Source organism: Mycobacterium sp. shizuoka-1 (genome assembly GCF_002723835.1).
Classification (GTDB): domain Bacteria; phylum Actinomycetota; class Actinomycetes; order Mycobacteriales; family Mycobacteriaceae; genus Mycobacterium.
This window is the reverse complement of record NZ_BEWG01000019.1, coordinates 46619-71226: the sequence shown is the minus strand read 5'-3', so window position 1 is coordinate 71226 and position 24608 is coordinate 46619. Positions and strand designations below refer to the sequence as shown.

Annotated in this window: 23 protein-coding genes; 8 read left to right on the top strand and 15 right to left on the bottom strand. The window is 68.0% G+C overall.

Going from position 1 to position 24608, the window contains the following annotated elements; translation table 11 throughout:
- Positions 1 to 18: 18 nt before the first annotated feature.
- Positions 19 to 1188, bottom strand: coding sequence for an XdhC family protein (locus MSZK_RS05140; RefSeq protein WP_099245496.1), 1170 nt, complete (start codon positions 1186 to 1188; stop codon positions 19 to 21).
- A gap of 23 nt (positions 1189 to 1211) precedes the next feature.
- On the opposite strand from MSZK_RS05140, the gene MSZK_RS05135 reads away from it, so the two are divergent.
- Positions 1212 to 2162, top strand: a complete 951-nt coding sequence (locus MSZK_RS05135; RefSeq protein WP_099245494.1) for a LysR family transcriptional regulator — start codon at positions 1212 to 1214, stop codon at positions 2160 to 2162.
- Between the two features lie 68 nt (positions 2163 to 2230).
- On the opposite strand, the gene MSZK_RS05130 is transcribed toward MSZK_RS05135, so the two are convergent.
- From MSZK_RS05130 to MSZK_RS05115, 4 genes are read right to left on the bottom strand one after another with little or no spacing between them, the layout of a single operon-like run.
- Positions 2231 to 3061: an oxidoreductase gene (locus MSZK_RS05130; protein WP_099245492.1), complete on the bottom strand. Its 831-nt coding sequence runs from the start codon at positions 3059 to 3061 to the stop codon at positions 2231 to 2233.
- 1 nt (position 3062) lies between these two features.
- Entirely contained in the window at positions 3063 to 4307 is a 1245-nt protein-coding gene (locus MSZK_RS05125) for a hypothetical protein (RefSeq protein ID WP_099245490.1), read from the bottom strand.
- Positions 4307 to 5458, bottom strand: coding sequence for a sulfotransferase (locus MSZK_RS05120; protein WP_099245488.1), 1152 nt, complete (start codon positions 5456 to 5458; stop codon positions 4307 to 4309). Before MSZK_RS05120 ends, MSZK_RS05125 begins: the two co-directional genes overlap by 1 nt.
- Positions 5459 to 5486: 28 nt before the next feature.
- The gene (locus MSZK_RS05115; RefSeq protein ID WP_099245486.1) at positions 5487 to 5933 is read right to left on the bottom strand and encodes a nuclear transport factor 2 family protein; all 447 of its coding nucleotides are present in this window, start codon (positions 5931 to 5933) and stop codon (positions 5487 to 5489) included.
- A 60-nt stretch (positions 5934 to 5993) separates the two neighbouring features.
- Here MSZK_RS05115 and MSZK_RS05110 point away from each other — a divergent pair, with 60 nt between their 5' ends.
- The gene (locus MSZK_RS05110) at positions 5994 to 6893 is read left to right on the top strand and encodes an SDR family NAD(P)-dependent oxidoreductase (protein ID WP_099245484.1); all 900 of its coding nucleotides are present in this window, start codon (positions 5994 to 5996) and stop codon (positions 6891 to 6893) included.
- Between the two features lie 25 nt (positions 6894 to 6918).
- Here the strand turns inward: MSZK_RS05110 and MSZK_RS05105 are convergent, their stop codons facing one another.
- Positions 6919 to 7470, bottom strand: coding sequence for a dienelactone hydrolase family protein (locus MSZK_RS05105; protein WP_099245532.1), 552 nt, complete (start codon positions 7468 to 7470; stop codon positions 6919 to 6921).
- 210 nt (positions 7471 to 7680) lie between these two features.
- Here MSZK_RS05105 and MSZK_RS05100 point away from each other — a divergent pair, with 210 nt between their 5' ends.
- Positions 7681 to 8313, top strand: a complete 633-nt coding sequence (locus MSZK_RS05100; protein ID WP_099245482.1) for a TetR/AcrR family transcriptional regulator — start codon at positions 7681 to 7683, stop codon at positions 8311 to 8313.
- A gap of 13 nt (positions 8314 to 8326) precedes the next feature.
- Here MSZK_RS05100 and MSZK_RS05095 read toward each other — a convergent pair whose 3' ends face one another.
- A complete protein-coding gene (locus MSZK_RS05095; RefSeq protein WP_233211120.1) occupies positions 8327 to 9190 on the bottom strand; it encodes a class I SAM-dependent methyltransferase in 864 nt (287 codons plus the stop codon).
- 151 nt (positions 9191 to 9341) lie between these two features.
- On the opposite strand from MSZK_RS05095, the gene MSZK_RS05090 reads away from it, so the two are divergent.
- Together MSZK_RS05090 and MSZK_RS05085 are read left to right on the top strand one after the other, a co-directional pair.
- Positions 9342 to 10649 carry a cytochrome P450 gene (locus MSZK_RS05090; RefSeq protein WP_199203198.1) on the top strand — a complete coding sequence of 436 codons (1308 nt, stop codon included), beginning with the start codon at positions 9342 to 9344 and terminating at the stop codon, positions 10647 to 10649.
- 3 nt (positions 10650 to 10652) lie between these two features.
- Positions 10653 to 12770, top strand: a complete 2118-nt coding sequence (locus MSZK_RS05085; protein ID WP_099245478.1) for an Rv1355c family protein — start codon at positions 10653 to 10655, stop codon at positions 12768 to 12770.
- 1 nt (position 12771) lies between these two features.
- Here the strand turns inward: MSZK_RS05085 and nhaA are convergent, their stop codons facing one another.
- Genes nhaA through MSZK_RS05070 form a run of 3 tightly spaced genes read right to left on the bottom strand, consistent with a single transcriptional unit; the run spans position 12772 to position 16375 of the window.
- On the bottom strand, positions 12772 to 14610 hold the full coding sequence (nhaA, locus tag MSZK_RS05080) for a Na+/H+ antiporter NhaA (RefSeq protein WP_099245476.1): 1839 nt from the start codon (positions 14608 to 14610) through the stop codon (positions 12772 to 12774).
- Positions 14607 to 15716 (bottom strand): glycoside hydrolase family 76 protein, encoded by a 1110-nt coding sequence (locus tag MSZK_RS05075; protein ID WP_099245474.1) that lies wholly within the window; start codon positions 15714 to 15716, stop codon positions 14607 to 14609. Before MSZK_RS05075 ends, nhaA begins: the two co-directional genes overlap by 4 nt.
- Before the next feature lie 14 nt (positions 15717 to 15730).
- The gene (locus MSZK_RS05070; RefSeq protein WP_099245472.1) at positions 15731 to 16375 is read right to left on the bottom strand and encodes an RNA methyltransferase; all 645 of its coding nucleotides are present in this window, start codon (positions 16373 to 16375) and stop codon (positions 15731 to 15733) included.
- A gap of 637 nt (positions 16376 to 17012) precedes the next feature.
- On the opposite strand from MSZK_RS05070, the gene MSZK_RS05065 reads away from it, so the two are divergent.
- A complete protein-coding gene (locus MSZK_RS05065) occupies positions 17013 to 17765 on the top strand; it encodes a hypothetical protein (protein WP_099245470.1) in 753 nt (250 codons plus the stop codon).
- 57 nt (positions 17766 to 17822) lie between these two features.
- A complete protein-coding gene (locus tag MSZK_RS05060; protein ID WP_099245528.1) occupies positions 17823 to 19691 on the top strand; it encodes a bifunctional diguanylate cyclase/phosphodiesterase in 1869 nt (622 codons plus the stop codon).
- 1 nt (position 19692) lies between these two features.
- On the opposite strand, the gene MSZK_RS05055 is transcribed toward MSZK_RS05060, so the two are convergent.
- The 5 genes from MSZK_RS05055 to MSZK_RS05035 form a co-directional block, all read right to left on the bottom strand.
- On the bottom strand, positions 19693 to 20466 hold the full coding sequence (locus tag MSZK_RS05055; RefSeq protein WP_099245468.1) for a hypothetical protein: 774 nt from the start codon (positions 20464 to 20466) through the stop codon (positions 19693 to 19695).
- 11 nt (positions 20467 to 20477) lie between these two features.
- Positions 20478 to 21038: an orotate phosphoribosyltransferase gene (pyrE, locus tag MSZK_RS05050; RefSeq protein ID WP_099245466.1), complete on the bottom strand. Its 561-nt coding sequence runs from the start codon at positions 21036 to 21038 to the stop codon at positions 20478 to 20480.
- Complete coding sequence (locus MSZK_RS05045) at positions 21025 to 21801, bottom strand: SDR family oxidoreductase (RefSeq protein WP_099245464.1); 777 nt, start codon at positions 21799 to 21801, stop codon at positions 21025 to 21027. Before MSZK_RS05045 ends, pyrE begins: the two co-directional genes overlap by 14 nt.
- Positions 21802 to 21818: 17 nt before the next feature.
- Positions 21819 to 22604 (bottom strand): trehalose monomycolate transport factor TtfA, encoded by a 786-nt coding sequence (ttfA, locus tag MSZK_RS05040; protein WP_099245462.1) that lies wholly within the window; start codon positions 22602 to 22604, stop codon positions 21819 to 21821.
- A gap of 89 nt (positions 22605 to 22693) precedes the next feature.
- On the bottom strand, positions 22694 to 23905 hold the full coding sequence (locus MSZK_RS05035; RefSeq protein ID WP_099245460.1) for an FAD-dependent monooxygenase: 1212 nt from the start codon (positions 23903 to 23905) through the stop codon (positions 22694 to 22696).
- A 76-nt stretch (positions 23906 to 23981) separates the two neighbouring features.
- Between MSZK_RS05035 and MSZK_RS05030 the strand changes: the two genes are divergently transcribed.
- A complete protein-coding gene (locus MSZK_RS05030) occupies positions 23982 to 24530 on the top strand; it encodes a TetR/AcrR family transcriptional regulator (protein ID WP_099245458.1) in 549 nt (182 codons plus the stop codon).
- The last annotated feature ends 78 nt before the right edge of the window (positions 24531 to 24608 follow it).

Sequence of the window (24608 nt, the reverse complement as noted above, 5' to 3'; positions counted from 1 at the left end):
CCTGCCATTTCAGGACCGTCAATAGCGACTTAAGTGATCGCTTAACTCCCCTGACAGGGACGGGTTACCGTCGTCGTCGTGGTGAATCCGTCCGTCGAGCGCCGAGAGCGGACGACCCCCGCCGCCCCACCGGCGGGCGACGATCTCGGCGGCGATCGAGACCGCGGTCTCCTCCGGGGTGCGTGCCCCGAGGTCCAGACCGATCGGGCTGGCGAGTTTGCTCAGCTCCTCCTCTGTCAGCCCGGCTTCGCGCAACCGGGCCAGCCGGTCGTCGTGCGTTCGGCGCGAGCCCATCGCCCCGATGTAGCCGACGTCGAGCCGCAGGGCCACCTCCAGCAGTGGCACGTCGAACTTGGCGTCATGGGTGAGCACGCAGATCACGGTGCGTATGTCGATCCGGCCGGCCTCGGCCTGGGCGGTCAGGTAGCGGTGCGGCCAGTCGACGATCACCTCGTCGGCGGTCGGGAACCGGGCCGGGGTGGCGAACACGCCGCGCGCGTCGCACACGGTGACCCGGTATCCGAGGAACGAGCCCTGCGCGGCCACCGCGGCGGCGAAGTCGATGGCACCGAAGACCAGCATCCGCGGGCGCGGCGCGTGGCTGGCGACGAACACCTCCATGCCCTCGCCGCGGCGCTGCCCGTCCGGGCCGTAGGTGAGCACCTCGCTGCGACCGGCGGCGAGCAGGCCGCGGGCGTCGTCGGTCACCGCCGCGTCGGCGCGGTCGGATCCCAGCGTGCCCTCGACGTGCTCGGGACCGAGCACCAGCCGCCGGCCCAGCCAGGCCGGGTCGGGGTGGGTGATCACCGTGGCGATCGCGACCGGCCGGTGCTCGGCGATCGCCTCGACGACCTGGTCGAGGTGCGCGAAGCTGCGCCGCGAGACGGGTTCGACGAAGATGTCGAGGATTCCCCCGCAGGTGAGGCCCACGGCGAAGGCGTCGTCATCGCTGACCCCGTAGCGCTCCAGCCGGGGCATCCCGGTGGCGACGACTTCGGTGGCCGACTCGTAGACCGCGCCTTCGACGCAGCCGCCCGACACCGAGCCGCTGACCGTGCCGTCCGGCGCGACGACCATGGCGGCACCGGGCTGTCGCGGCGCCGAGGAGAAAGTGCGCACCACCGTGGCCAGACCGGCGGTTTCGCCGGTTCGCCAGATCGCCGTCAGTTCCGCGAGAACGTCTTGCACGGCTTCAAACGTAGGCTGATTTCGTGACACCGGCGCAACTTCGGGCCTTCTCGGCCGTCGTGCGGCTGGGCTCCGTGCGGGCGGCCGCCGAGGAATTGGGCGTCTCCGACGCCGGCATCTCGATGCACGTGGCACAGCTGCGCAAGGAACTGGACGACCCGTTGTTCAGCCGCACCAGCGCCGGGCTGGCCTTCACCCCGGGCGGGCTGCGGCTGGCCAGCCGGGCCATCGAGATCCTCGGTCTGCAGCAGCAGACCGCGATCGAGGTGACCGAGGCCGCTCACGGCCGTCGGCTGCTGCGCATCGCCGCGTCGAGCGCGTTCGCCGAGCACGCCGCGCCGGGCCTCATCGAGCTGTTCTCGTCGCGGGCCGACGACCTCTCGGTCGAGCTGAGCGTGCATCCGACCGGCCGGTTTCGCGACCTGATCGAATCCCGGGCCGTGGACATCGCGCTCGGGCCCTGCGTCGGTCAGACGGGTACCGCGATCACCGTGCGGCCGTTCCTCAAATACCAGATCATCACCGTGGCCTCGGCCGGCAGCCCGCTGGCCACCGGCACGCCCACCCCGGCGCTGTTACGTGAGCAGCACTGGATGCTGGGCCCGTCGGCCGGCGGAGCAGACGGCGAAATCGCCTCAGTACTACGAGCTTTGGCCATCCCCGAGGCGAATCAGCGGATCTTCCAGAGCGATGCCGCCGCACTCGAGGAGGTCCAGCGAGTGGGCGGGGTGTCCCTGGCGGTCGGCTTCGCCGTCGGCAAGGATCTCTCGGCCGGCCGGCTGGTGCACGTCAAGGGTCCGGGGTTGCAGGGTGAATGGTGCGCCTCCACGCTGCCGGCCGGCGCCCGCCAGCCCGCCGTCACCGAACTGCTCAACTTCATCACCACTCCGCGCTGCACGCAGGCAATGATCCGCGGCACCGGTGTGGGAGTCACTCGATTCAAGCCCAAAGTGCACGTCACCTTGTGGAGCTGAGCGCCGAGATCGACGAAATGTCGCGATCTACTCGCACTTTCCCTGCGAAGTGTCGGTTTGGGCGAGAATCAGCCGGGGAAGTTCACGTCCTTGGTGACGGCTTCCCACTCGTCGATCGAGGCGGACAGTGCGGCGATCTTGTCCCGGACCGCCTTGAGCACGTCGCGGCCGAGCAGCAGCCGCAGCGGCGGGTCCTCGAGACCGGCGACCATCAGCACCGCCTCGGCGACCTTGCGCGGGTCTCCGGGCAGGTGGTCGGCGAAATCCTTGATCAGCGTCTTGCGGGTGCCGACACTCTCGTCGTAATCGCCGATCGGCGTGGACGATTCCCACATCGAGCGTTTGGCCCAATCCGTGCGGAAGGCGCCGGGTTCGATGGCCGTCACCTTGATTCCGAGCGGTTTGACCTCCTGGGCCAACGCCTCGGTGAGCGCTTCGAGGGCGAACTTCGTCGACGAGTAGTACGCGTTGGGCGGGTTGGCCACCAGTCCCGTCATCGACGAGATGTTGATGATGTGGCCCGCGCCGCGTTCCCTCATCGAGGGCAGCACCGCCTTGATCGTGTCGACGACTCCGAAGTAATTGGTGTCGAACAACAGTCGGACTTTGGCGTCCTCCCCCTCCTCCACCGCCGACAGATAACCGTTGCCCGCGTTGTTCACCAACACGTCCACGCCACCGAATGTGGCGTCGGCCGCCGCCACCGCGTCGGCGATCAGATCCTTGTCGGTGACGTCCAGTGCGATGGCCAGGGCACGGTCGCCGAACTCGTCGGCCAAATCCTGCACCGACTCGATCCGCCGAGCCGTCACCACCACATTGAGCCCGGATTCCAATGCGGCCCGGGCAATCTCGCGCCCGATGCCGGTGGAGCATCCGGTGACCAGCCAGCAACCCATCTCAGATCGTCCCTTCCGGCAGTCGGCGTAGATATGCGGCACGGCGTTGTGCCAGTTGCTCGGCCCGCTGTGCGGGACTGACCCGGGCCAAGCCGGGCACCTCGTCGTCCAGCCGGTCCAGCGAGACGACCCGGCCGTGGGCACCCAGATCCGGTGTCGGACCACCCTCGTCGAACTCGGCCATCCGCAACGTGAGGACGCCTTCGGTCAAGCCGTCGGAGTCGATCCAGTTGGCCACTCCGGGGTCGACGGGTGAGATCACGTAGGTGTAGCTGCCGTCGTCATTGGGCACCGACTGCGCCTTGTTCAGGCTGCCCGTACGGTCGATGATGTCGAGCGTGGTGCCCCAGATGTTGCTCAACGGCACGGTGAAGTATTGCGCACCACCGTCGTTGACATCGACGACGAACGCCTCGTCGGGGCCGAGGTCGAACCGGCCCATCACGTACACCTGGTTGCGCATGGCGCCGACCTTGTCCGCCGACCACGCCAGGTTGAAGTGGTTGGCCGGCATCTTGTAGATGCCGTGGCTGAGCTTGCCGGTGAAGTTCGCGAAGTAGGCCATCATCTCCGCGGTCGCCTCGGCCTGTTCGTCGAGGGTGCGCGCCGGGGTGGCCGGCGCCGAGCCGAGCCGCTCGACGGTGATGTGGTTGGGATCGTCGCGGCCCCAATCCAACAGGACATCGCGGATATAGAACTCGTGGGCTTCCGGGGTGGTCTGCACGTGATTGGGCCGGCCGTTGGCGGGCTCGGAATCCACGGTGATCGTGTAGCTTCCGTCGTGCCCGACTGCCATGGTCTTGCCGTTGAGAACGGCGACGGTACCCATGTTGGCGTCCCAGAGGGTGAAGTAGTTCTCCGTCATCCGGTTCGCGCCGACCCGGCCCCGGATCTCGTAGCGTTCGGCACCCGAGATCGGGATGACCCGGTAGACGGTGTCGGGATTGTCGATACCCCAACGCGATCCGGGAATCTGCCTGCCGTCCACCGGATGCGCCAGCCGGGTGATGCAACTGACCTTCGGCCGCAGCTCGTCCTGGTTGGACGACCACACCGCCGCCGAGAACATCACCTCGGCGAACGCGGCGTCGAACCGCTCACGCATGGCGTCGGACGCCTTGGCACGGCTGAGCCAGTTCTCCGCGACCGTCCGGTAGGCCTGCTTGACGGTCGGGTGTTCGGTCAGCTCGAGTGCGGCCAGCTCCTGCTCGTGTTGCGACGCCGTTGCCACCGGATCGTCGGTCATCATTGCCTGTCCTCTCGAAAGCGCTTGTTGTACCGGGCAAATCGTTCATCCACCTGCTCGGTGGTCAGGCCGTAGTCGGCCAGGTCGTACGGCGGGCGCGCAATCTCCCGCGGGCGGACGGCCAGCCAGTCGGTCATCGCGGCGGCCGCGGTCGGCGTCAACGGCAGGCCGAGCGCGTGGTAGAGCCGACGGACCTGCCCGATCGGGTCGGCCACCGCATCCTCGTAGTGGATGTCGGTGACCCGATCCGCTTCGTCGGCCCACCCGTCGCGCACGTCCATCGCCCGGTCGTTGGTCCACCCCATCCGTTCCAGCCACTGGGCACCGACCCGGTCGCGGTCGACGTGGTCGGCGTGCATGGCGTGCAAGGTTGCGTTGAGACTGGCGCCCGAGGCGACGGTGGTGCGCGGGTCCCGATGCATGTGCACCACATGCAGATCGGGAAACTGGGTACGCAGCGTGTCGAGGTAACCCAGATGCGCCGGCGACTTGAGCACCCACCGCCCTGCGGTCAGTCCGCGCCTGCGCTTCTGCCACTGCAGGAACCGCAGCATCCGATGCAGGTAGTCGTAGGCCGGCGTGAAATCCTGCGTGTTCAGCCAGGATCGGTAGTTCGGCAGGTAGGCACCGGATTCGGGGACGTGGGACAGGAACGCGTCGGCCAGGAAGACGATCTCTTCTTCGGCCTCCCGCGCATACATCGGATGGATGGCGAACAGCTCCGGAGCCAGCTCCCGGGACTTGCTCTCCCGGGTCTCGCTGATCGCGATGCGCGGGTCGGTCCCGGCGAAGTCGTGGTCCAACCTGGGTGCGGCCTCCACCACCTCCCAGCCGCGCGCACTGTGCAGCCGTGCGTCGGCCGCGAGCAGTCGCTGCAGCAGCGTGGTGCCGCTGCGCATCATCCCGACGACCACGACCGGCGCATCGATCTGCTCGCCGAGGATCTCCGGATGGCGGCGGATCCATTCCTGCGTGCGAAGCCGCATTCGCAGGCTGTGCACCAGACCGGACCGCACGATGTGCTGGCCGATCGCGTTCAATCCCGCGCCGGGATAGTCCTCGAGCAGCACCCCCAGCGGCACCGAGAAATCCCCCGGCCCCCACTCGGTCAGACCTTCCTTGCGTTGCGCGTCGGCCAGGACCGCGTCCATCGCGAAAGCGCCCGAGGTCGGCACGGGATCAGAACTTCAGATGCTGGCTCACGTCGCCGACCTGGTCGACGAACATGGTGCGGGAGTCGAACCACCACTGCCCGTCGATCCGGTGAAAGGTGTCGTGATAGTGCCCGGTCACGATCACCTGCAGCGGAAGCGCAAGGGTGGCCTGGGTGACGCAGTAGTAGGACCGGGCGGTCGCGGTGCCCGCCTCGTCGTCGACGTAGAGCGCCACATTGCTGGTGTTGTGCTTGGTTTTCGGCGTCCCGTCATCCTCATAGATGCGAGTCGCCATCTCATACATCTGCCGCACCCGCTCCGGGCCGTCGAACACCGTCTCGGGCGGGCCGTTCTCCACGCCGCAGATCCGGCCGTGCGTGAACAACGCGGCGACCCCGTCGAGGTCGCCGGCATCGAGCAGCTCGGCGTAGGAGTAGATGAGGTTGGCGATCGCCTGCGCACTGTCACTCATATCAAGGGAGATGATCGCAGAGCGAATGCTTAGATGGTCTTGTTTGTCAGAATTGCCGTTATGCTCGCCGACGTGACGCAGTGGTCGCCGGCTCGGCTCGGCAATCTGGCCGGTAAACGGATCATCGTGACGGGCGCGACCAACGGCGTCGGGCTCGGTACGACGCGCGCGCTCGCCGCCGCGGGGGCGCACGTGATCATGGCGGTGCGCAACACCGCGCTGGGCGCCCAACGGGCCGCCGAGATCGGTGGTTCCACCGAAGTGCTCGAGGTCGACCTCGCGGATCTGAGCTCGGTCCGTGGCTTCGCCGACCGGATCGACGGCGACGTCGACATCCTGATCAACAACGCCGGAGCACTGACCGATCGCCGCAGCGAGACCGTCGACGGTTTCGAGACGACGCTGGGCGTCAACCTGCTCGGACCGTTCGCACTGACGAATCTGCTGTTCCCCCGGGTGCGCTCGCAGATCATCAACGTGGCCTCCGACGGTCATCGCACCGCCAGCCTCCGGCTCGACGACATGCACACGCGGCACACCACGTGGACCGCGATGGGTGCCTACACCCACTCGAAACTGGCCATGATGCTGTGGGGACTAGAACTCGACCGGCGGCTGCGCGCGGCCGGCTCCGGCGTCGTCACCCAACTGGTGCATCCCGGCTGGGTCGCGTCCAACTTGTCGAACACCTCCGACTCGCTGTTGATGTCGTTGGCACACAAGGTGGTCAAAGGACTGGCCGACCGGCTCGCCAACGACATCGACCAGGGTGCGGTGCCGACGCTGTACTGCATCAGCGAGCCGGTGCCACCGGGTAGCTATGTCGGGGCCAGTTCCCGGCTGGGCCTGCGCGGCGAGCCGGCGTTGATCGGCCGCTCACCGGGAGCGTGCGACTACGACGCGGCCGCGCGGGTCGTGCGATTCGCCGAACAGGAAACCCGCACAACGCTTCCCGTCTGAGCGCCGCCGCGGCGTCGCGACACGATCAGCGCCTGCCCACGCCGCCGAGATCGCCGTCGGATGCTCCGAGATGGTCGGCGAAGAACGCGAGAATACGTTGCCAGGCATCCTCGGCTTCGGGCGCACGGTGGGCGAGGCCGGCGATGCCCGCCACCAACCGGAAGGGAGCCGGCAGCGGGTGCTGGTTCATGAAGCTGCGCGAAGCCCGGGCACCATCACCGGACGCCGTCGAGGCAAACAGCCCGCCGGGGGCGAGTTGCAGACAGAATCCCGCAGCCATCGAGAAGCCGGCCAGGCCGACCGTGCCGGTGCACCGGCTGTCGGAGATCAGGAACTGGCGGGCGGCAAGGAGATTGCGGTGGGACAGTCCGGTCGTGGGCCGGGGCGCGCCATCGAGCGACGGTGCGATCGCCAGGTAGCCGGCAATGGCGAACCGGTCGGTGATGCTGCGCAGATCCGTGGTCATCCCGAGCGCGTCGTGGATCACCACGACGCCGGGCCACGGACCGTCGCCGGCGGGGATCGCCAGGTGGCCACGAAGCCGACGGTCGCCCGCCGGGATCACGACGTCGCTCATCGAGCATCTCGGTTGGTGGTCACCTGCACCGGGCCGCGCGCTTCGATCACGCGTGATCTCCTCCACGATCACTGCACAGCGAGCCCCTAGCCGAAATGCCGCCGATCCCCCCGGGGACATGCGACATGTTACATGTATTGGCCGACAATACGCATGCACGGCCCGTTCGTTCTGGGGTATCGCCGTCCGAGGTGCCTATACTCGCGGCAAATGGAGCTCGGACCGCTTTTCCCCTACACCCCACCGGCACCCCGGGGGCCGTCCAGCGAGGAGCGGATTCGAGATGCTGCGCTGCGCAGCTTCGCCGGCCACGGCGTTGCGGCCACCTCGATGCGGATGGTCGCCGACGCCGCCGGTGTCTCCCTGGGGTTGGTCCAGCATTACTTCAAGACCAAGGCGATCCTGGTCAACGCCGTCGATCAGCACGTGTTGCACATCATCGGCGAGGGCCTCGGCACCGCGGCGATGCCAGACGCACCCGCGGACGCCCTGGAGGAAGCCGGACAACGGATGACGGCGTTGACCATCGAGCATCCGTTGGTGATCGACTACCTTGCCCGGGCGCTGTGCGAGGGTGGCGAGATCGGCTCGGTGGTGTTCGACGGACTGGTGGCCATCAGCACGGCTCAACGAGACCACTTCGGCGAACGGGGCTCGCTGCGCGCCGACCTCGATCCGTTGTGGGCCGTGCTCAATCCGTTGGTCCTGCGGGTCGGCGCATTCATCCTCCGCCCGCACATCGAACGCCACCTCGACGAGCCGTTCTACACCCCCGCCCAACTGGCGCGCTGGAATGACGCGGTGACCAACGTGCTGCGCAAAGGACAATTCCGCGACCTGTGAGCGGGCCCGAGCCTCAGAACGGCTTGGCGGTGAAGCCCCAGCGCAACAACGCCGCCTCGCGGCGGGTCTGCCCGGTCAGCGGGTCATGGCGGGTACCGCTGGGAGTAGGTTTTCCGCCCGCGCCGAACGTCCAGTAGGCCTGCAGGTACGGCAACGGTGTCGAGTGGCCGCTGCGTAGCCCCCCGAGGCCCGCGGCGGCCAGGTACCCGCGCAGCTCGGTCCGGGTGAACGCCGCCGCCTCGCTGGCGATCGCGTCCTGACGCAGACCCATCGGCGAGTCCGGATCCACGCACTGCAGCATGGCCGGGCAGGCCGACGGGTCCTTCAGCCGAGCGAAATCCGAGATCCACAACGCCGCGCCGCTGGCACGCTGGACCGCGGCGATCTGCTGCAACGCGGCGCCGAGTACCTCGACGTCCGGCAACTGATGCAGGGTCCACATGCACGAGACCGCATCCCAGCTGCCACCGGCCAACGACTCAGGTAAGGCGGTGATATCGGCCTGCACCAATTCCACCCGGTTGTCGAGACCCTCAGCAGCAAACAACTTCCGGGCGGTGGCCAGCATGTTGGGTGCGAGATCCACACCGACGGCGTGCACATCGGGTCGACGATGCAGGACCGCGCTCAAGGCCCGCCCCGAACCGATACCCAGATCCAGAAGGCGGCCGCCCCGCGGCAGCAACGCGTCGATCGAACGGGCACACAGGTCGTAGACCGCTCGCATCCCCGGGTTCGCCCCGCCGCCGGCGTGAAAGAAGGCAACGGATTCGGCGTCGTCCATCACCATCGGTTCGGGAATGCGTTCGCGCCCGGGCGAATGCAGCCGTTCACGCACCACGATGCCCGGCACCCGCCACAGCGGTCGAATCCCCATAGCCGACGCCCTTCTGCTCACCCGCACTCGCGCCCCATCATTAAACCCGGGTCCACTAGGTAAACTGCGGCGGTCCTCGTCGAAACCGTGGGAGGTTCCCGTGTCACAGGCCGGTGGCCTCGAATCGTTGCCACTGGCGCCGGTGAACCCGATGCCGTTGCGCGAGCGACTCAAAGCGGTGAAGGAGTTCAGCACCGGCACCGAAAGACTGCGCGACGCCGGCGGACCCGTCACGCGGTTCACCGTGGGACCTCGGTGGCTGATGCCCCCGATGGTGCTCGTCACCTCGCCTGGTGCCCTGCGTGACGTGCTCAGCATCAAGGACGGTTCGGTCGACAAGACCAGCCCGGTGTTCGACGAGATGCGACGCATCATCGGCGCGAACCTGGCCGACCTGCCGTTCGAGCCGTGGCGGCCGCGCCGGCGCACCATCCAACCGGTCTTCACCAAGCAGCGGGTCCGCGAATTCGGCGGTCATATGGCCCAGGCCGCCGAGTCCGTTTGTGCGGGCTGGGCTGACGGCGACGTGGTGGATCTCGACGCCGAATCTCGGGCGCTCACGCTGCGCGCACTCGGCCGTTCGGTGCTCGGCATGGACCTCGAACAGCGTGCCGACGACGTCGCCGAGCCGCTGCGGATCGCGCTGTCCTACGCGATTTCTCGTGCCACCCGGCCGATCCGGGCTCCGCGTTGGCTGCCCACACCGGCACGGAGCCGAGCGCGGACGGCCAGCGCAACCCTGCATCGGCTGGCGGGCGACATCGTGCGCGAATGCCGGCGTGACCCCGACCGGGTCGCCCCACTGGTGCACGCACTGATCGCCGCGGAAGACCCGGAGACGGGAAAGCGACTGTCCGACAGCGAAATCAGCGACGAGATCATCATCTTTCTGTTCGCGGGCCACGACACCACCGCGACCACCCTGGCCTATGCGCTGTGGGCGCTCGGCCGCGATCCCGCCTGCCAGGATCGGGTTGTCGCCGAAGTAGGTGCACTGCCTGACCGGCCCCTGACACCTGACGACCTGGCCGGGCTCGGATACACCACCCAGGTGGTGCGCGAGTCGCTGAGGCTGTGTCCCCCGGCCCCCACCGGAACTCGGATGGCTTGCCGGGACCTGGCCGTCGGTGGCTACCGTGTCGAGGCGGGCACCATGGTGGTGCTCGGCCGGATGGCGGTACAGCGCGATCCAGAGCTCTGGGATGAGCCGTTGCGCTTCAACCCCGACCGGTTCGACCCGGACAACATGAAAAGGCTGGAGCGCTGGCAATACATTCCGTTCGGCGGCGGCCCGCGGTCGTGCATCGGCGATCACTTCGCCATGCTGGAGGTCACGCTCGCCTTGGCGACGATCGTGCGCCGGGCCGACATCACCTCGTTGGATGCGGATTTCCCGCTCGCCCTGCATTTCACCATGATCGCCGGCGCACCGATCCGCGCCCGAGTCCGAAAGCGCTGACCGATGGCCGTTGACGAAACAGCGGGTTACACCGCACGCCTCCTCGACGACGGGGATCCCGAACTGGACCGGCTGCGCGTCGACGCGGGTGTCGAGTTCATCGACCACCGAGCCGCACTGCTCGACAACCTGCGCAGCCTTCGGCCGGCCCCGGGCCGCGAGCTGCTCGACGAGCCGACTGGATGGGCGTATTACCCGTGGCGGCGCACCGTCGTCGCCATCTTGGGGCGCAACGGTTTTCGGGCGGTCCGCACCGACCGGAACCGGAACTTGATCACCGCCGATGAGCAGCAACGCCTGGCGGGCATCCGCATCGGCATCGCCGGACTGAGCGTCGGGCATGTCATTGCACACACACTGGCCGCCGAGGGATTGTGCGGCACCCTGCGCCTCGCCGACTTCGACCACCTCGAACTGTCCAACCTCAACCGGGTTCCGGCCACGATCCTGGACATCGGGATCAACAAGGCGGTCGTGACGGCACGGCGCATCGCCGAGCTCGACCCTTACCTGCGCGTCGAGGTGATGACGGCGGGCGTACGCGCCGACTCACTCGACGAGTTCCTCGACGACCTCGACATCGTGGTGGAGGAATGCGACTCGCTGGACATGAAGGTCCGGATCCGCGAAGGCGCTCGTGATCGGCGACTGCCGGTGCTCATGGCGACCAGCGATCGCGGTCTGATCGACGTCGAGCGTTTCGATCTCGAACCGCACCGTCCGGTCATGCACGGAGTCCTCGGTGGCGTCGACTCCGCTGCGCTGTCGGCATTGTCGGCGCAGGACCGGATTCCGTACATGCTGCGCCACCTCGACGCCAGCCGGTCGTCGGGACGGTTGACCGCCTCACTGGTCGAGGTCGGCCACACCCTGTCCACCTGGCCGCAGCTGGCCGGTGAAGTCGCCCTCGGGGCCACCACGGTTGCCGAGGCCGCTCGCCGGGTCGGTCTGGGCGAGCCACTGAATTCCGGACAGGTGCGCATCGACATCGGTCAGGCGCTCGACGAGATCGCCGAGCCGGCGCTCGGCACGCAGGCACCGCACACCGAGCCCGCCGCGACATCGCAGTCCCCCGAGGCCGACGGGACCGACGTGGCCGGCGCGATCGCGCTGGCGGCGGTCCGTGCCCCGTCCGGCGGGAACGCCCAGCCCTGGGAGATCGAAGCCACGCCGGACGCCGTGCACATCCGGCTCGCACCGCAGTACACCTCAATGATGGATGTCGCGTTCCGCGGCAGCGCGGTCGCCGTCGGAGCGGCCACCTTCAATGCCCGAGTCGCCGCGGCGAACTCGGGCGTGCTCGGTGCGCTCGAGTGGACGACCGACGGGCCGAGCCTGCTCGAGGCGACCGTGCGGTTGGGCGTCGGCGACGACGCCGAACTGGCCGCACTGTACGAGCCGATGCTGCGGCGGGAGACCAACCGGCGCCAGGGCACTCCACAGCCGCTGTCGGCCGCGACCACGGATTCGCTGCACGCGTGGGCCGCCAGGGAAGGCGCGGGCCTGCATCTGCTGACCGCGCGCGACGACATCGACCGGGCGGCACAGATCCTCGCCGCCACCGACCGTCTGCGCTTCCTGACGCCCCGCCTGCACCGGGAAATGATCTCCGAAATGCGCTGGCCCGGCGACCAACCCGAGGACAGCGGTATCGATGTGCGCGGTCTGGAACTCGACCCGGGCAGTCTGGCGGTCATGGAGATCCTGCGACGTTCCGATGTGATGTCGCTACTCGCCGAGTGGGACGCCGGCGCGGCACTGGGTGACGACGTCTCCGACCGTGTCCACGCGACCTCGGCGGTGGCGGTGATCACCACGACCGGCGATCAGCTCATCGACTACGCCCGCGGTGGATCGGCGGCCGAGGCGGTGTGGATCGTCGCCCAGCAGCACGGATTGGCCGTGCATCCGGTGTCCCCGGTGTTCCTGCACGCCGTCCATCAGCATGAGATCGCTGAGATGTCACCGCATTTCGCCCCCGCGATCAGCACTCTGAAATCGGAGTTCAGCGCGTTGGCCGGTATGCGGGCCGACGAATCGCTGGTTCTGATCCTGCGAATGGCCCACGCCGGTCCGGCGTCGACCCGAAGCCGGCGGCGCCCCATTCGGCGGCGGGACTGACTCAGGAACCCGGGTCGACGCGGGGTCCGGCCGGCCGGGTGGCCTCCAGCGCGCGGATCAGACTGGCCGAATCCCAGGGCCCGCGGTGGCGAATGCCGTTGACGAAGAACGTGGGCGTGGCATTGAGGTCCATCAGTTCGGCGTCCTGCGCGTCGTCGTCGACCCGGTGCAGCACCCGCGGCGAATGCAGATCGTCGTCGAATTGGGTGATGTCACAGCCGACCTGGTCGGCGTAGCGGTAGATGTGCTGCCATTCGAGGTAGTCCTGGAACTCGAACATCATCGTCCCCATGTCGAAGAACTTGCCCTGCAGGGCGGCCGCTTCGCTGGCCCGGGCGGCGTCGACCGCCCGCGGATGGGCGCGCTCGAGCGGCAGATGCCGCCACACGTAGCGCAACTCGTCGCCGAAGTGGGCGCGGACCTCGTCGATCGACCCGGTGGCGCGGCTGCAGAACGGGCATTCGAAGTCGCCGTACTCGACCAGGGTGAGCGGGGCATCGGCCGGCCCGCGCAGATGGTCGCGGTCCGGATCGACCTCGCGAACCAGCTTGAGGCCGACCGCGACCGGCGGGCTGAGGCGGTCGGTGAGCCGGAAGACCGCCCAGCCCAGGCCGAATGCGATCGCCGACGCCGCCAGGACACCAACGCGTGCCAGGTCGGCCGAGCGCGGATCGGTGATCGCCAGATCGACGATGAACAGCGAGATGGTGAACCCGATTCCGGACAGGGCGGCGCCGCCGGCGATGCGTCGCAATGTCAGCCCCGGCGACAGCCTGCCCAGCCCGGTGCGCTGCACGATCCAGGTCGCCCCGGTGATGCCGATCAGCTTGCCCGCCACCAGGCCGGCTACCACACCCCAGGTCAGGGGCGAACGCACCGCTGCCATCAGGGTGTCGGCGTCCAGGCGCACACCGGCGTTGGCCAACGCGAACAGCGGCAGCACCCCGAAGGACACGTAGGGTCCGAACCCGGTGACCAGTCGCTCGTTGATCGAGATCGAGTCGCGCAGGCTGCGAGTGGCGGCACGGGCGTACTCCGAATTCGGCGACTGTCGAAACGCCCGGATGACCTCGACCGCCGCCTCCACCCGCTGGCGTTCCGGGGTGAACACCGGAATCACCAGCGCCACCGCCACTCCGGCCAGCGTCGGGTGCACGCCGCCGGCGAACAAGGCCAGCCACAGCGCAACGGCCAGCACGGAATACGACGCGCCACGGATGGCCGCGGGCAGGTAGCGCACGCCGAGCAGCGCCGCCACCAACCCGACAGCGACCAGCAACGGCACGATCCGGATGTGCTCGGAGTAGAACAGGGCGATCGCGGCCAGCGCCCCGACGTCGTCGACGACGGCCAAGGTGAGCAGGAATGTGCGCAGCCGCGCGGGATACTTCGGCGCGATGATCGCCAGCGCACCGACCAGGAACGCGGTGTCGGTGGAGATGACCACCCCCCACGCGCTGGCGTTGTCACCGGATGGGTTGAACAACAAGAAGATCAGCGCGGGCAGGATCAGCCCGGCGATCGCGGCCACCACCGGCACCAGCGCACGGGAGCGCTCGGTGAGCTCACCGATGGTGAACTGGGCCTTGACCTCCAGCCCAACGATGAAGAAAAAGAACGCCATGAGCGCATCGTTGACGATCTCCTTGACCGTCAGCTCGCCGTGGGCGTTGCCGAAGCTCAGCCCGACCGGTGTCTCCCAGAACTCGGAATAGGTATGTGCCCAGGGCGAATTCGCCCACAGAATCGCCACCAGGGTGAATGTCAGCAGGAGCGCTGCGGCGGCGTTCTCGCCGAAACGCTTCGCTGTCGGGTCGCGGCCCAGCCGGCTGCCTCTCACGCTGTCACCGTATGTGCAGCCTCCATCAACATCCAACCCGACAGCTGCACGGACAGATCGCGTTCGGGCGTCTGCGACGAGTTCACCGCTCCCTCGACGAACTGCGCCTGCCTGCCACCCACCGCAGGGACCTCGGCCGGGCTGTCCCACGACGGCCCGAACAACGGCAGGCCGTCGACGGCTCGGCCACTTTGCCGGTTGTCCCACGCCGCCTGCGCCGAAGCCAGCACGATCGCTCGGGCGGCGTCCCTGGCGGCAGCGTCGTCGGGGGCGTCGCCGGGAAGGTCGGTGGCCGCCAGCGCCAGATAGCGGGCGGTGATACCGGAGAACAGCCCACCGTCTCCGCCACCCGTCCCGATGAGAATCCCGGCCGGCGCCATGTGTTGGGCGATGGCCGCCACCAGTCGGCGCACCCGCGCAGGATGCCTGTCGTCTCGGGTGCGCACCGCGAGCTCGGTCTCCAATCCCAGCACGACCCCCTGGCAGTAGGTGTATTGCGCGCGCACCAGCGAACCGGCCTTGATGCCGTCGAACACCAAGTGGGTGTCGGGGTCGATCAGCGTCTCGTCGATCCAGTCGGCCATCTGTTGGGCTCGGCGCAACCGATCGCCGTAGCGGGCCAGGAAGATCCCGGCGGGACCGTTGGCAGGCGCATTGAAGAACTGGTCCTGTTTGCGCCAAGGGATTCCGCCGCCGTCTTCGGGCACCCACGCCTTGACGAACTGGTCGGCCAGCGTCGCCAGTGCCCGCGGGCGTGCGACACCCGCAAGCCGCTCGGCGCGCTCCAGGGCCAGTGCCAGCCAAGCCATGTCGTCGTAGTAGCTGTTGGTCCAGCGGCCGTTGTTGCGCAGCCGGTGGCCGCGGATCTGCCGCGTGATCCGGCGCAACCGGTCGGCGTGCGGGTCGCGCACCTGCGCGTCGACCAGGCAGTCGAGCAGGTGTGCCTGCCACCAGTAGTGCCAGGTGCCGAACATCGCGTCCCGGCGACTCGACGGCCAGGCGACGACGCCGAGCTGTGTTCCTGGCAGATGCCACAGCGCACGCAGATGCCGCTGGGCTATCGCCGCTTCGGCGCTTGCGGCCCGGTTCGCCCACAACTGGTCCATGCGGCAATCCTGCCCTACCACGCCCGGGACAGATCGGCCCATTGTCTGATCCAGGCGTGCATCGCGATACCGGCGGCCACCGCGGCGTTGATGCTGCGGGTGGAGCCGAATTGGGCGATCGACACGGTGGCCGCCGCGCCCGCCTGTGCCGCCTCGGAGATGCCGGGGCCTTCCTGGCCGAACACCATCAGACAGTCGCGCGGCAGCGTGGTGGTTTCCAGCGGGACCGCGCCCGGGATGTTGTCGACCGCGACGACGCTCAATCCGCGCTCGGCCGCAAAGGCCAGCAACGCGTCGGTGTCGGCGTGGTGCGTCAGGCGTTGATAGCGGTCGGTGACCATGGCTCCGCGGCGGTTCCACCGCCGGCGTCCGACGATGTGCACGGTGTCGACGGCGAATGCGTTGGCGGTTCGCACCACCGCACCGATGTTGGCGTCATTACCGAAGTTCTCGATCGCGATGTGCAACCGGTGCCGGCGGGAATCGATGTCGGCGATGATCGCCTCGCGCGTCCAATAGCGGTAGGCGTCCACGACATTGCGGGCGTCACCGGCACGCAACAGCTCAGGGTCGTAGCGCGGGTCGTCGGGCAGCGCGCCGGGCCACGGACCGACTCCCGGCGCACCGGTGCTCCACTCGGTCGGGCCGGCGTCGGTCATGCCGCCACCACAGACCGGCGCAGCATCGCCGCCGACGGGCCACCCGCACCGGTCCCGCGACGATCAGCAACCGACCTGTCCCCCACCCGCGGGGCGGACCACGCGGCGCCGCAGGCCTGAGCAACGGCGGATGCGGATTTGCTGGACGGGGTCGAGCAACGCGCGGCGCGGACCAGGCGGACAACGTCGGCGCCGACCGCTGTCGGACGGGCAAATTTCGGTGTCTGAGCAGCGTCGCGGGGCGGCAGGGACAGCCATGCGATACAGGTCACCCAATGCCCTTTCTGACCCCAAGATCACACTCCCGCCGTACCATCCGGCCTCCGACCCGCCGGTAATGAGAAATCGGCGCTCGACGATGACGAGTGTAGGGTCTTTCGCTCGGTCGGCAGCGGCGCCGCCCTTGACCTGGAATGTTGTGCGCACGGATGTTCACGGAACCGCGTACTTCGATCGGCCGCGGCGGCGGCTCACGGCCGCTACCCCCTGGTAACCAGGGCTTTTCCTGCTAACGGCTGGAGTCTTGGCGTGGTTCGGCGAGATACTGATATTTGCAAGTTCGAACAAATAGCGCCCGTGCAACCTCGGTATCTACTGCGAAAACCCTATACGCAGGCCGCCCGAAAGATGGGAAACGATGAACGCTTCAGTACTGGACTTCCCCGATCAGAAGCTCTACCACCTGTCTGAGACCATTAGCTGGCGCGACGAGGACACGGGATGCACCATCGTCCTGGCCCAGCCTGACAGCGAACCTGAGCTATGGGAAGACTACCTGCGCGGGGCGCTGAACAGCTACCAGAAACACGGCGTGGAAGCCGCGCTGGACATCGAGTCGTTCCGCGACGGGCGTGACACCACCCTGTTCTACACCGCACTCGACGAGAGTGGCCGGATGCTGGGTGGGCTGCGGGCCAAGGGTCCCTACCTCAACCCCGACGAATCGCACGCGATCGTCGAATGGGAGGGCCAGCCCGGCCAGGACGCCGTGCGCAAGATGATCACCGACCGCCTGCCGTTCGGCGTGGTGGAGATGAAGTCGGCCTGGGTGAGTGACGATCCGGCCCGCAGCGGTGAGCTGACCCGGACCTTCGCCCGCACCGCGTTTCCGACCATGGAACTGTTGGGTGCACAGTTCATCCTCGCCACCGCCGCCGCGCATGTGCTGGACCGGTGGAGCACCTCCGGTGGCGTGGTGGCCACCAAGATTCCGGCCGCCGCCTACCCGAGCGACCGCTACCGCACCAAGATGATGTGGTGGGACCGGCGAACCTTCGCCAACCACGCCGAACCGGGTCAGCTGGCCAAGATCGTCAAGGAAATGCGCATGCTGGCCACGATCTCCGAGGAGTTCAGCGGCTTCGGTCTGCAGTACGGGAGTGGAAGCTAGCCAAGCCTGCGCAAACCGATACCATCTCATAAGCTCTACTAATCACGAGATGGCATGATGACCACACACTCCGAGTCCGAGACTGCTGACAGCCTCGAGAACCTCGTCACGCTCGTCGCCACCCAGTTGATGGCGGTGGACGCGGCGACTTCTCCTGCGGTCAGCCAGACAGTCCTGGGCCAGTTGTCGGCGTCCTTCGGAGTGGACGTGAGTTTCCTGCGCTACAACGAGCACAGCATCCGGGCAACCAGGCTCATCGCCGAGTGGCCGCCGCACGATCGCGATCCCGACCCTCTCGAACTCATCTACTTCGCCGACGCCGACCCCGTCTTCGCCGCCGCCGAGACCGCCAAGGAACCGGTGTTCTTCCGCCCCGAACCGGTGTCCGAGGACGAGTATCAGCGTCTGGTCGAGGAGGGCACCGGCATGGCCCTGACCTCGATGGCATCGGTTCCGCTGTTGTCCGGCGACACGACGACCGGGTGTCTGGGGTTCATCAAGTTCGGCATCAAGGATTGGTCACCGGAAGAGCTGAACGCGCTCAAGGCAATCGCCTCGCTGTTCGCCCAGGTGCAAGCGCGAGTGGTCGCCGAAGACCAGCTGCGCTACCTCGCCGAGCACGACGATCTGACCGGACTGAACAACCGTCGTGCGCTCTTGGCGCACCTCGACGAACGACTGCGGGAAGGCCGGCCAGGCCCGGTGTCGGCGCTGTTCCTGGACCTCGACCGGCTCAAGGCCATCAACGACTACCTCGGGCACCATGCCGGTGACTGGTTCATCCAGGCGTTCGCCGAGCGGCTACGGGAAGAGACCGGCGAGGGCGACATGATCGCCCGGCTCGGCGGTGACGAGTTCGTGGTGGTCCCGGCCGAGTCGATGGACGCCGAATCCGCTCTGGCGCTGGCTCATCGACTGCAGGCCGTGCTGCGCGACCGGGTTACGATCGGCGGCGAGATGCTCACCCGAACCGTCAGTGCCGGTGTCGCACTGGGGATTCCGGGCCGTGACACCACGTCAGATCTGCTGCGTCGCGCCGACCAGGCAGTGCTCAATGCGAAGAACGCCGGTGGCAACAAGATCGCGGTGTTCACCGACGAGATGTCGCTGAAGAGCGAGTTCCGCAACGACATCGAGCTGCACTTGCAGAACGTGATCGACGCCGGAACACTGATCCTGCACTACCTGCCCGAAGTCGACATGCGCACCGGGGAGATCCTGGCAACCGAGGCGCTGGTGCGCTGGCAACACCCCACCCGGGGATTGCTGCTGCCGGATTCATTCATCAACGTCGCCGAATCGATCAACCTGGCAGGCGAATTGGGCCGCTGGGTGATGCGGGCAGCGTGTGCGGAGTTCAGCGGCTGGCAGGCCCGCGGCATCGGCGCGGACGCCGTGCTGCGGATCAACGTCTCGCCCGTGCAGCTGGTCGCCGACGGCTTCGTCGAATCGGTGGCCGACACGATCGCCGAGTTCAACGTCGACGCAAAGTCGGTGTGTCTGGAGATCACCGAAAGCGTTGTGGTGCAAGACATCGAGACCACCCGCATCACGCTGGCCGGCCTCAAGGAGGTCGGCGTGCAGGTCGCCATCGACGACTTCGGCACCGGGTACAGCGTGCTCACCCATCTGAAGTCGCTGCCGGTCGACACCTTGAAGATCGACAAGGGTTTCGTCTTCGACCTGGGCACCAACCCGGAGGACCTGGCGATCGTGCGCGCCATCATCGCACTGGCCGAGGCGTTCAACCTGGAGTTGGTCGCCGAGGGAGTCGAGTCGCCGACCGCGGCGATGACCCTGCTCCAGCATGGCTGCCATCGCGCTCAAGGGTTCCTGCTGTCCCGCCCGATACCCGGTGACGCGATGGCCGAACTTCTCGCCAAAAAGGTTATCCCGGTGGACTTCTCGGCACCGAGCCGGAGCTGACTCAGCTCTCGTAGAGCAGTTCGACCCGGCCGAACCGGCTGGCGGTGCGGCTGACCATGACGACCTTCGCCGCGCCGCTGGGCACAGCGGATGCGACCGGCCACTCAGCGCTGTCCGGCACGGCTCCGATCGACAACGCGACGCCCATTCGCGCACGTACCAGCCGCGAACCCTCGCCGGTGGCCAGCTCGGCACCCGCGACTCGCCCGTACTCCACGATAAGCCGCGTCAGGGTCGGCCCCGATTGGTCGAGAAGCCCGCGGTCGCCGGCCTGCTCGCGCAGCCATTCGGCCACTTCCCAACCGGGACGGTCGGTTTCGGGTCGGTAGTCGCCGAGCACCGCGGCCCGGATGGTCTCACCGGATTGGGTCCGCAACGTGGTCATGGCGTCGGGTACCTGGCTGTAGATCACGCCGAAGGGCGAGGCGACGCACCGTGCCGACCAATCCCGCAGCCGGGATCCGAAGAACGGCTCGATCGTCGCCCGACGGTCCTTGCTGACGGTGACCGGTTGGGCGCGCACGACCGCCAGTTCGAGGTCCCGGACCGGTGTCGGTTCCAGGTCGTCGGTCATGGACTGCAGATAGGCCGCGGTGTCGGGATCGGTTTCCGCGGAAGGAAATTCCGCATCGGCCAGCTCGACGTCGAGATCCAGGTCCGTGCAGTACAGGGCGTGGGCCAGGGCGCCGGGACCGGCGCCGGCGCAGATCACGTCGACGACGTCATCCCACTGCCACTCCGAAGCCTCGGTCGGCTCCTCGTCGATGCTCACCATGCGCCGATTCGTCAGGAGGCCGGCAGTCCGAGATCGGCCAGGCCCAGCACGCTGCGGTAGGGCACCCCTTCGGCCTCGATCGCCTCGGCCGCACCGGTCGCGCGGTCCACCACTGTCGCCACGCCCACCACCGTCGCCCCGGCATCGCGCACCGCGTGCACGGCGGTCAACGCCGAGCCGCCCGTCGTGCTGGTGTCCTCGACCACCAGCACCCGTTTGCCCGCGACCTCCGCGCCTTCGATCAACCGTTGCATCCCATGGCTTTTCAGCGCCTTGCGCACCACGAAGGCATCGATCGGGCGGCCTGGCGCATGCATGATCGCGCCGGCGACCGGATCGGCGCCCATGGTCAGGCCGCCGACCGCGGCATAGTCCCAGTCGGCGGTGAGTTCCCGCATCAACCTGCCGATGAGCGGTGCGGCCCGGTGATGCAGGGTGGCCCGGCGCAGGTCGACGTAGTAGTCGGCCTCCTTGCCGGAGGACAGGGTCACGCGGCCGAACACCACCGACAGCTGGCGGACCAGCTCGGCGAGTTCGGCACGCTCGGCGGCGTTGACTTCAGGTGCGCCCACGACTTTGTCCTCTTCTGTTGTTGACGGCGCGGACCATTCCGCGCGGCACCAGCCGGCCGACCGTGGTCAACACCTTGTACTGCAGGCTGGGAACGCTGATGACCTTGCCCTTGGCCACGTCGGCCAGGCTCTCGGCGACCACGTCGTCGACGTCGAGCCACAGGATCTCGGGGATGGAGGTCATGTCGATGCCGGCGCGCTCGTGGAATTCGGTGTGGACGAATCCCGGGCACACGGCGTGAATGCTCACCCCCGTGCCGGCCAGCCCGTTGGCCAGCCCCTCGGTGAACGACACCACCCATGCCTTCGAGGCCGAGTACGTGGACCCGCGACCCGACAGCAGCCCCGCGACGCTGGCGATGTTGATCACTGTGCCCGCTCCGGCGGCGATCATCGACGGCAACACGGCGCGGGTGAAGTGCATGACCGAGGTGACGTTGACGTCAAGCTGGGCCTGAAGCTGGGCGGGCTCGGCGGTCCAGAACTCACCGGCGGTGCCGAAGCCGGCATTGTTGACCAGCACCTGCACGCCTGCGGCCAGCCGGCCGGCGACCCGGTCCCGGTCGGCGGCCACGGTGAGATCGGCGGGCAGCACCTCGACATCGATGCCGTTGGCGGCCCGCAGTTCGGCGGACAGATCCTCGAGGCGGTCGCGATTGCGTGCGACCAGAACCAGGTCGTAGCCGTCACGGGCGTAGCGGCGGGCATAGCCGGCGCCCAGGCCGGCGGTGGGGCCGGTGATCAGCGCGACGGGACGGGGCACGCCGAGACTTTACCGGCTCAGCGCTGGTAGTTAGGAGCCTGTGTGCCGGTCTGGCTCGAACTGCGCGGCTGCTGGGGGTGCAGCGGCGGCGGAACCTCGGCCCGCCCAGCGGGCAGCTCGCGGCGCCCCGCCGGGGCCAGGGGGCGTCCCGGGGAGGCGTTGCGGCGGCCCGAGGACTGCGGCAGTGCCGGCTGGGAGACCGGCGGCAGCACGCGCAGCAGGTCGTTGAACTGACGCACCGTGCGCAGGCCCTCGTCCCATTGGGCACGGGTCGAGGAGATCGGCATGGACACCAGCGTCCAGTTCTGCTCGTTCCACATGATCTCGGCGCAGTCCGGCGCGGTGTGGGCGAAGGTGACCATCCGCCGGTCGCACGCACGGCGGGCCGCATCGAGGTTGGTCGAGTAGACCATCCGCGGGCCGATGGCGCCCAGCAGCCAGATGTCGCTCTCGCGCGGCTCGGCGATGCCCTTCAGCCGCAGGTCCATCACGACGTTGGTGCCGACCTTGCGATGCAGGGCGATCACGGTGGCAACGTCTTCGAGGTCGAAGATGTACACCGCCTCGCCGCGGATCTGACCCAGCACCACATTGCGGGCGGTGACATCGCCGACGGTGGACATCACGCCGCGCTTCCAGCGGTCGATGATCTCGGCGGACTCGGGTTCGAAATCGAACCCGTGCGACCGCGCCCAGGACTTCCGGCGGCGGCCCAAGCCACGTCGACGGCCGATGTCGACGTACAACAGCACCGCCGCACCCACGAAGCAGAGTGCGGACAGCGTGAACCAGAACGGAACCATTAGGCCTAGCGTATCTGCTCCCCGCCCGGAAGCGAGAACTCCAGCAGGTCACAAGCCCATTACGCCCGCGATCGCGGGCGGTCGGCGGGTCAGTCCCTGCTCGGAACCGGATAGTCGGGATATCCCATGGCGTCGTAAAGCCGGACACCCTTGTCGTTGAGCCGGGCGACCGCCGTGGTCAGGCTCGTCGGCAGCGCGCCGAGCGCGCGGCCCGCGGTGACCAGCGCCCACACCCCGACCTGCGATCGGGGCACCAGCGACTTGGCCACCGTGCGGGCGAAGGCGCGGCTGTGCCGCACCGGATCGGCCATCAGCGCCTCATAGGCGGCGAAGGCGGCGATGTGGTCGCCGCCGGCGCGCTCGAGTTCACCGGCGAGGATGTAGGCACCCAGCACCGCCAGGCTGGTGCTGCCCCCGACCGCCGGCCCCGGGCAGTAACCGGCATCGCCGACCAGGGTGACCCGGCCGCGCGACCAGGTGGCCAACTCCAGCTGGGTGATCGAGTCGAAATAGAACGTGCCCGGGCCGTCGAGTTCGGCCAGCCAACGATCGACCGTCGGGTCCAGGTCGGCGAAGGCCGCGCGCAGCAGTGCGCGCTGGCGAGCGTCGTCGCGATGGTGGTAGTCCAACGGCTGCTCGGGGCGGAACAGGAACACCGCACGGGCGTCGTCGAGGTGGTCGGCGGTGTAGATCAGCGCCCACCGTCCGGTGTCCAGATAGTTCGTCGATTCCCCATCCCGCGCAAGCTCTTTCGGAACCGACAGCACCGCGAGGTAGCTGCCGAGAAACCTGCTGTGGCCCGAGTCCGGGCCGAAGACGAGGTGCCGTACTCCCGAATGCAGACCGTCGGCGCCGACCACGATGTCGTAGTGCCGCTTCGGCGACTGGGCGAACTCGACGGTGCCGTCCTCGTCGACCGCGGTGATCTGGTCGCCGAAGAGGTACTCGACGTGCTCAACGCCTGCGTCGTAGAAGATCTGGCTGAGATCGTCGCGCATGATCTCCACGTGCCGGTCCGAGATGACGCCGAGCAGTTTGCGGTAGTCGACGGTCACCGGCGGACGTCCGTTGGTGCGCCGCAGGATCATCCGGGTGGTGCCGGTCGCGTGGGCCTGGACCTGGTCGATCACCCCCATCCGTTCGGCGATCTCCATCGCCGGGCGGAACAGGTCGACGGCGTGGCCACCGGTCTTACGCAGGGCGGGCGCCCGTTCGACGACCGTGACGTCGAATCCGCGGCGGGTCAGCCAGTAGGCCAACACCGGTCCGGCGATGCTGGCGCCGGAGACGAGTACACGCACGACAAGCTCCTTACTTAACGGTCGGTAAGCATGCTTGTCAGATCTTACTTAACGATCGGTCAGTTAGGGTGGTTACGTGAGCAGGCCGTCGTCAGGAACCCGGGAACGGATCCAGGACGTCGCCCGTGAGCTCTTCGGCCAGAAGGGCGTACAGCGCACCAGCCTGCAGGACATCGCCGACCGGCTCGGCATCACCAAGCCCGCGTTGTACTACCACTTCAAGTCCCGCGAAGACCTGGTCCGCAGCATTCTGCAACCGCTCATTGACGAGGGTGAGCGCTTCGTCGCCGAGCAGGAGGCACGAACCGACCCGGCCACGCCGCGCGAGCTGCTCGAGGGCTACTTCGACTTCCACTACCGGCACCGCGCCGACCTGATGCTGGTGATCACCGAGCTGACCACACTGGCCGACCTCGGCCTGATCGACACCCTGCTGGCGTGGCGGGAACGGTTGTGCGCCTTGGTGTTCGGACCTCGACCCACGCTGGAGCAATCCGCCCGGGGCGTCATCGCATTCGGCGGCCTGCAGGACTGCTGCCTGCAATTTCCGGACAGCCCGCCAAAACGGCTGCGAGAGGCCACCGTCACCGGCGCACTCGCCGCTCTGGGCCTGCCCGACGCATGACGCGAGCAGACGCAAAGTCGCATCGATCCGGGTGGAATCGTGCGACTTTGCGTCTGTTCGGCGTTGGGAACTACGCCA

Coding starts and splice junctions, on each gene's coding strand:
- MSZK_RS05130 (WP_099245492.1), bottom strand. CDS start 3,061: ATGGGTTGCTGGCTGGTCACCGGATGCTCCACCGGCATCGGGCGCGAG.
- MSZK_RS05125 (WP_099245490.1), bottom strand. CDS start 4,307: ATGACCGACGATCCGGTGGCAACGGCGTCGCAACACGAGCAGGAGCTG.
- MSZK_RS05120 (WP_099245488.1), bottom strand. CDS start 5,458: ATGGACGCGGTCCTGGCCGACGCGCAACGCAAGGAAGGTCTGACCGAG.
- MSZK_RS05115 (WP_099245486.1), bottom strand. CDS start 5,933: ATGAGTGACAGTGCGCAGGCGATCGCCAACCTCATCTACTCCTACGCC.
- MSZK_RS05110 (WP_099245484.1), top strand. CDS start 5,994: ATGCTCGCCGACGTGACGCAGTGGTCGCCGGCTCGGCTCGGCAATCTG.
- MSZK_RS05105 (WP_099245532.1), bottom strand. CDS start 7,470: ATGAGCGACGTCGTGATCCCGGCGGGCGACCGTCGGCTTCGTGGCCAC.
- MSZK_RS05100 (WP_099245482.1), top strand. CDS start 7,681: ATGGAGCTCGGACCGCTTTTCCCCTACACCCCACCGGCACCCCGGGGG.
- MSZK_RS05095 (WP_233211120.1), bottom strand. CDS start 9,190: ATGGGGATTCGACCGCTGTGGCGGGTGCCGGGCATCGTGGTGCGTGAA.
- MSZK_RS05090 (WP_199203198.1), top strand. CDS start 9,342: ATGCCGTTGCGCGAGCGACTCAAAGCGGTGAAGGAGTTCAGCACCGGC.
- MSZK_RS05085 (WP_099245478.1), top strand. CDS start 10,653: ATGGCCGTTGACGAAACAGCGGGTTACACCGCACGCCTCCTCGACGAC.
- MSZK_RS05075 (WP_099245474.1), bottom strand. CDS start 15,716: ATGGACCAGTTGTGGGCGAACCGGGCCGCAAGCGCCGAAGCGGCGATA.
- MSZK_RS05070 (WP_099245472.1), bottom strand. CDS start 16,375: ATGACCGACGCCGGCCCGACCGAGTGGAGCACCGGTGCGCCGGGAGTC.
- MSZK_RS05065 (WP_099245470.1), top strand. CDS start 17,013: ATGAACGCTTCAGTACTGGACTTCCCCGATCAGAAGCTCTACCACCTG.
- MSZK_RS05060 (WP_099245528.1), top strand. CDS start 17,823: ATGACCACACACTCCGAGTCCGAGACTGCTGACAGCCTCGAGAACCTC.
- MSZK_RS05055 (WP_099245468.1), bottom strand. CDS start 20,466: ATGGTGAGCATCGACGAGGAGCCGACCGAGGCTTCGGAGTGGCAGTGG.
- ttfA (WP_099245462.1), bottom strand. CDS start 22,604: ATGGTTCCGTTCTGGTTCACGCTGTCCGCACTCTGCTTCGTGGGTGCG.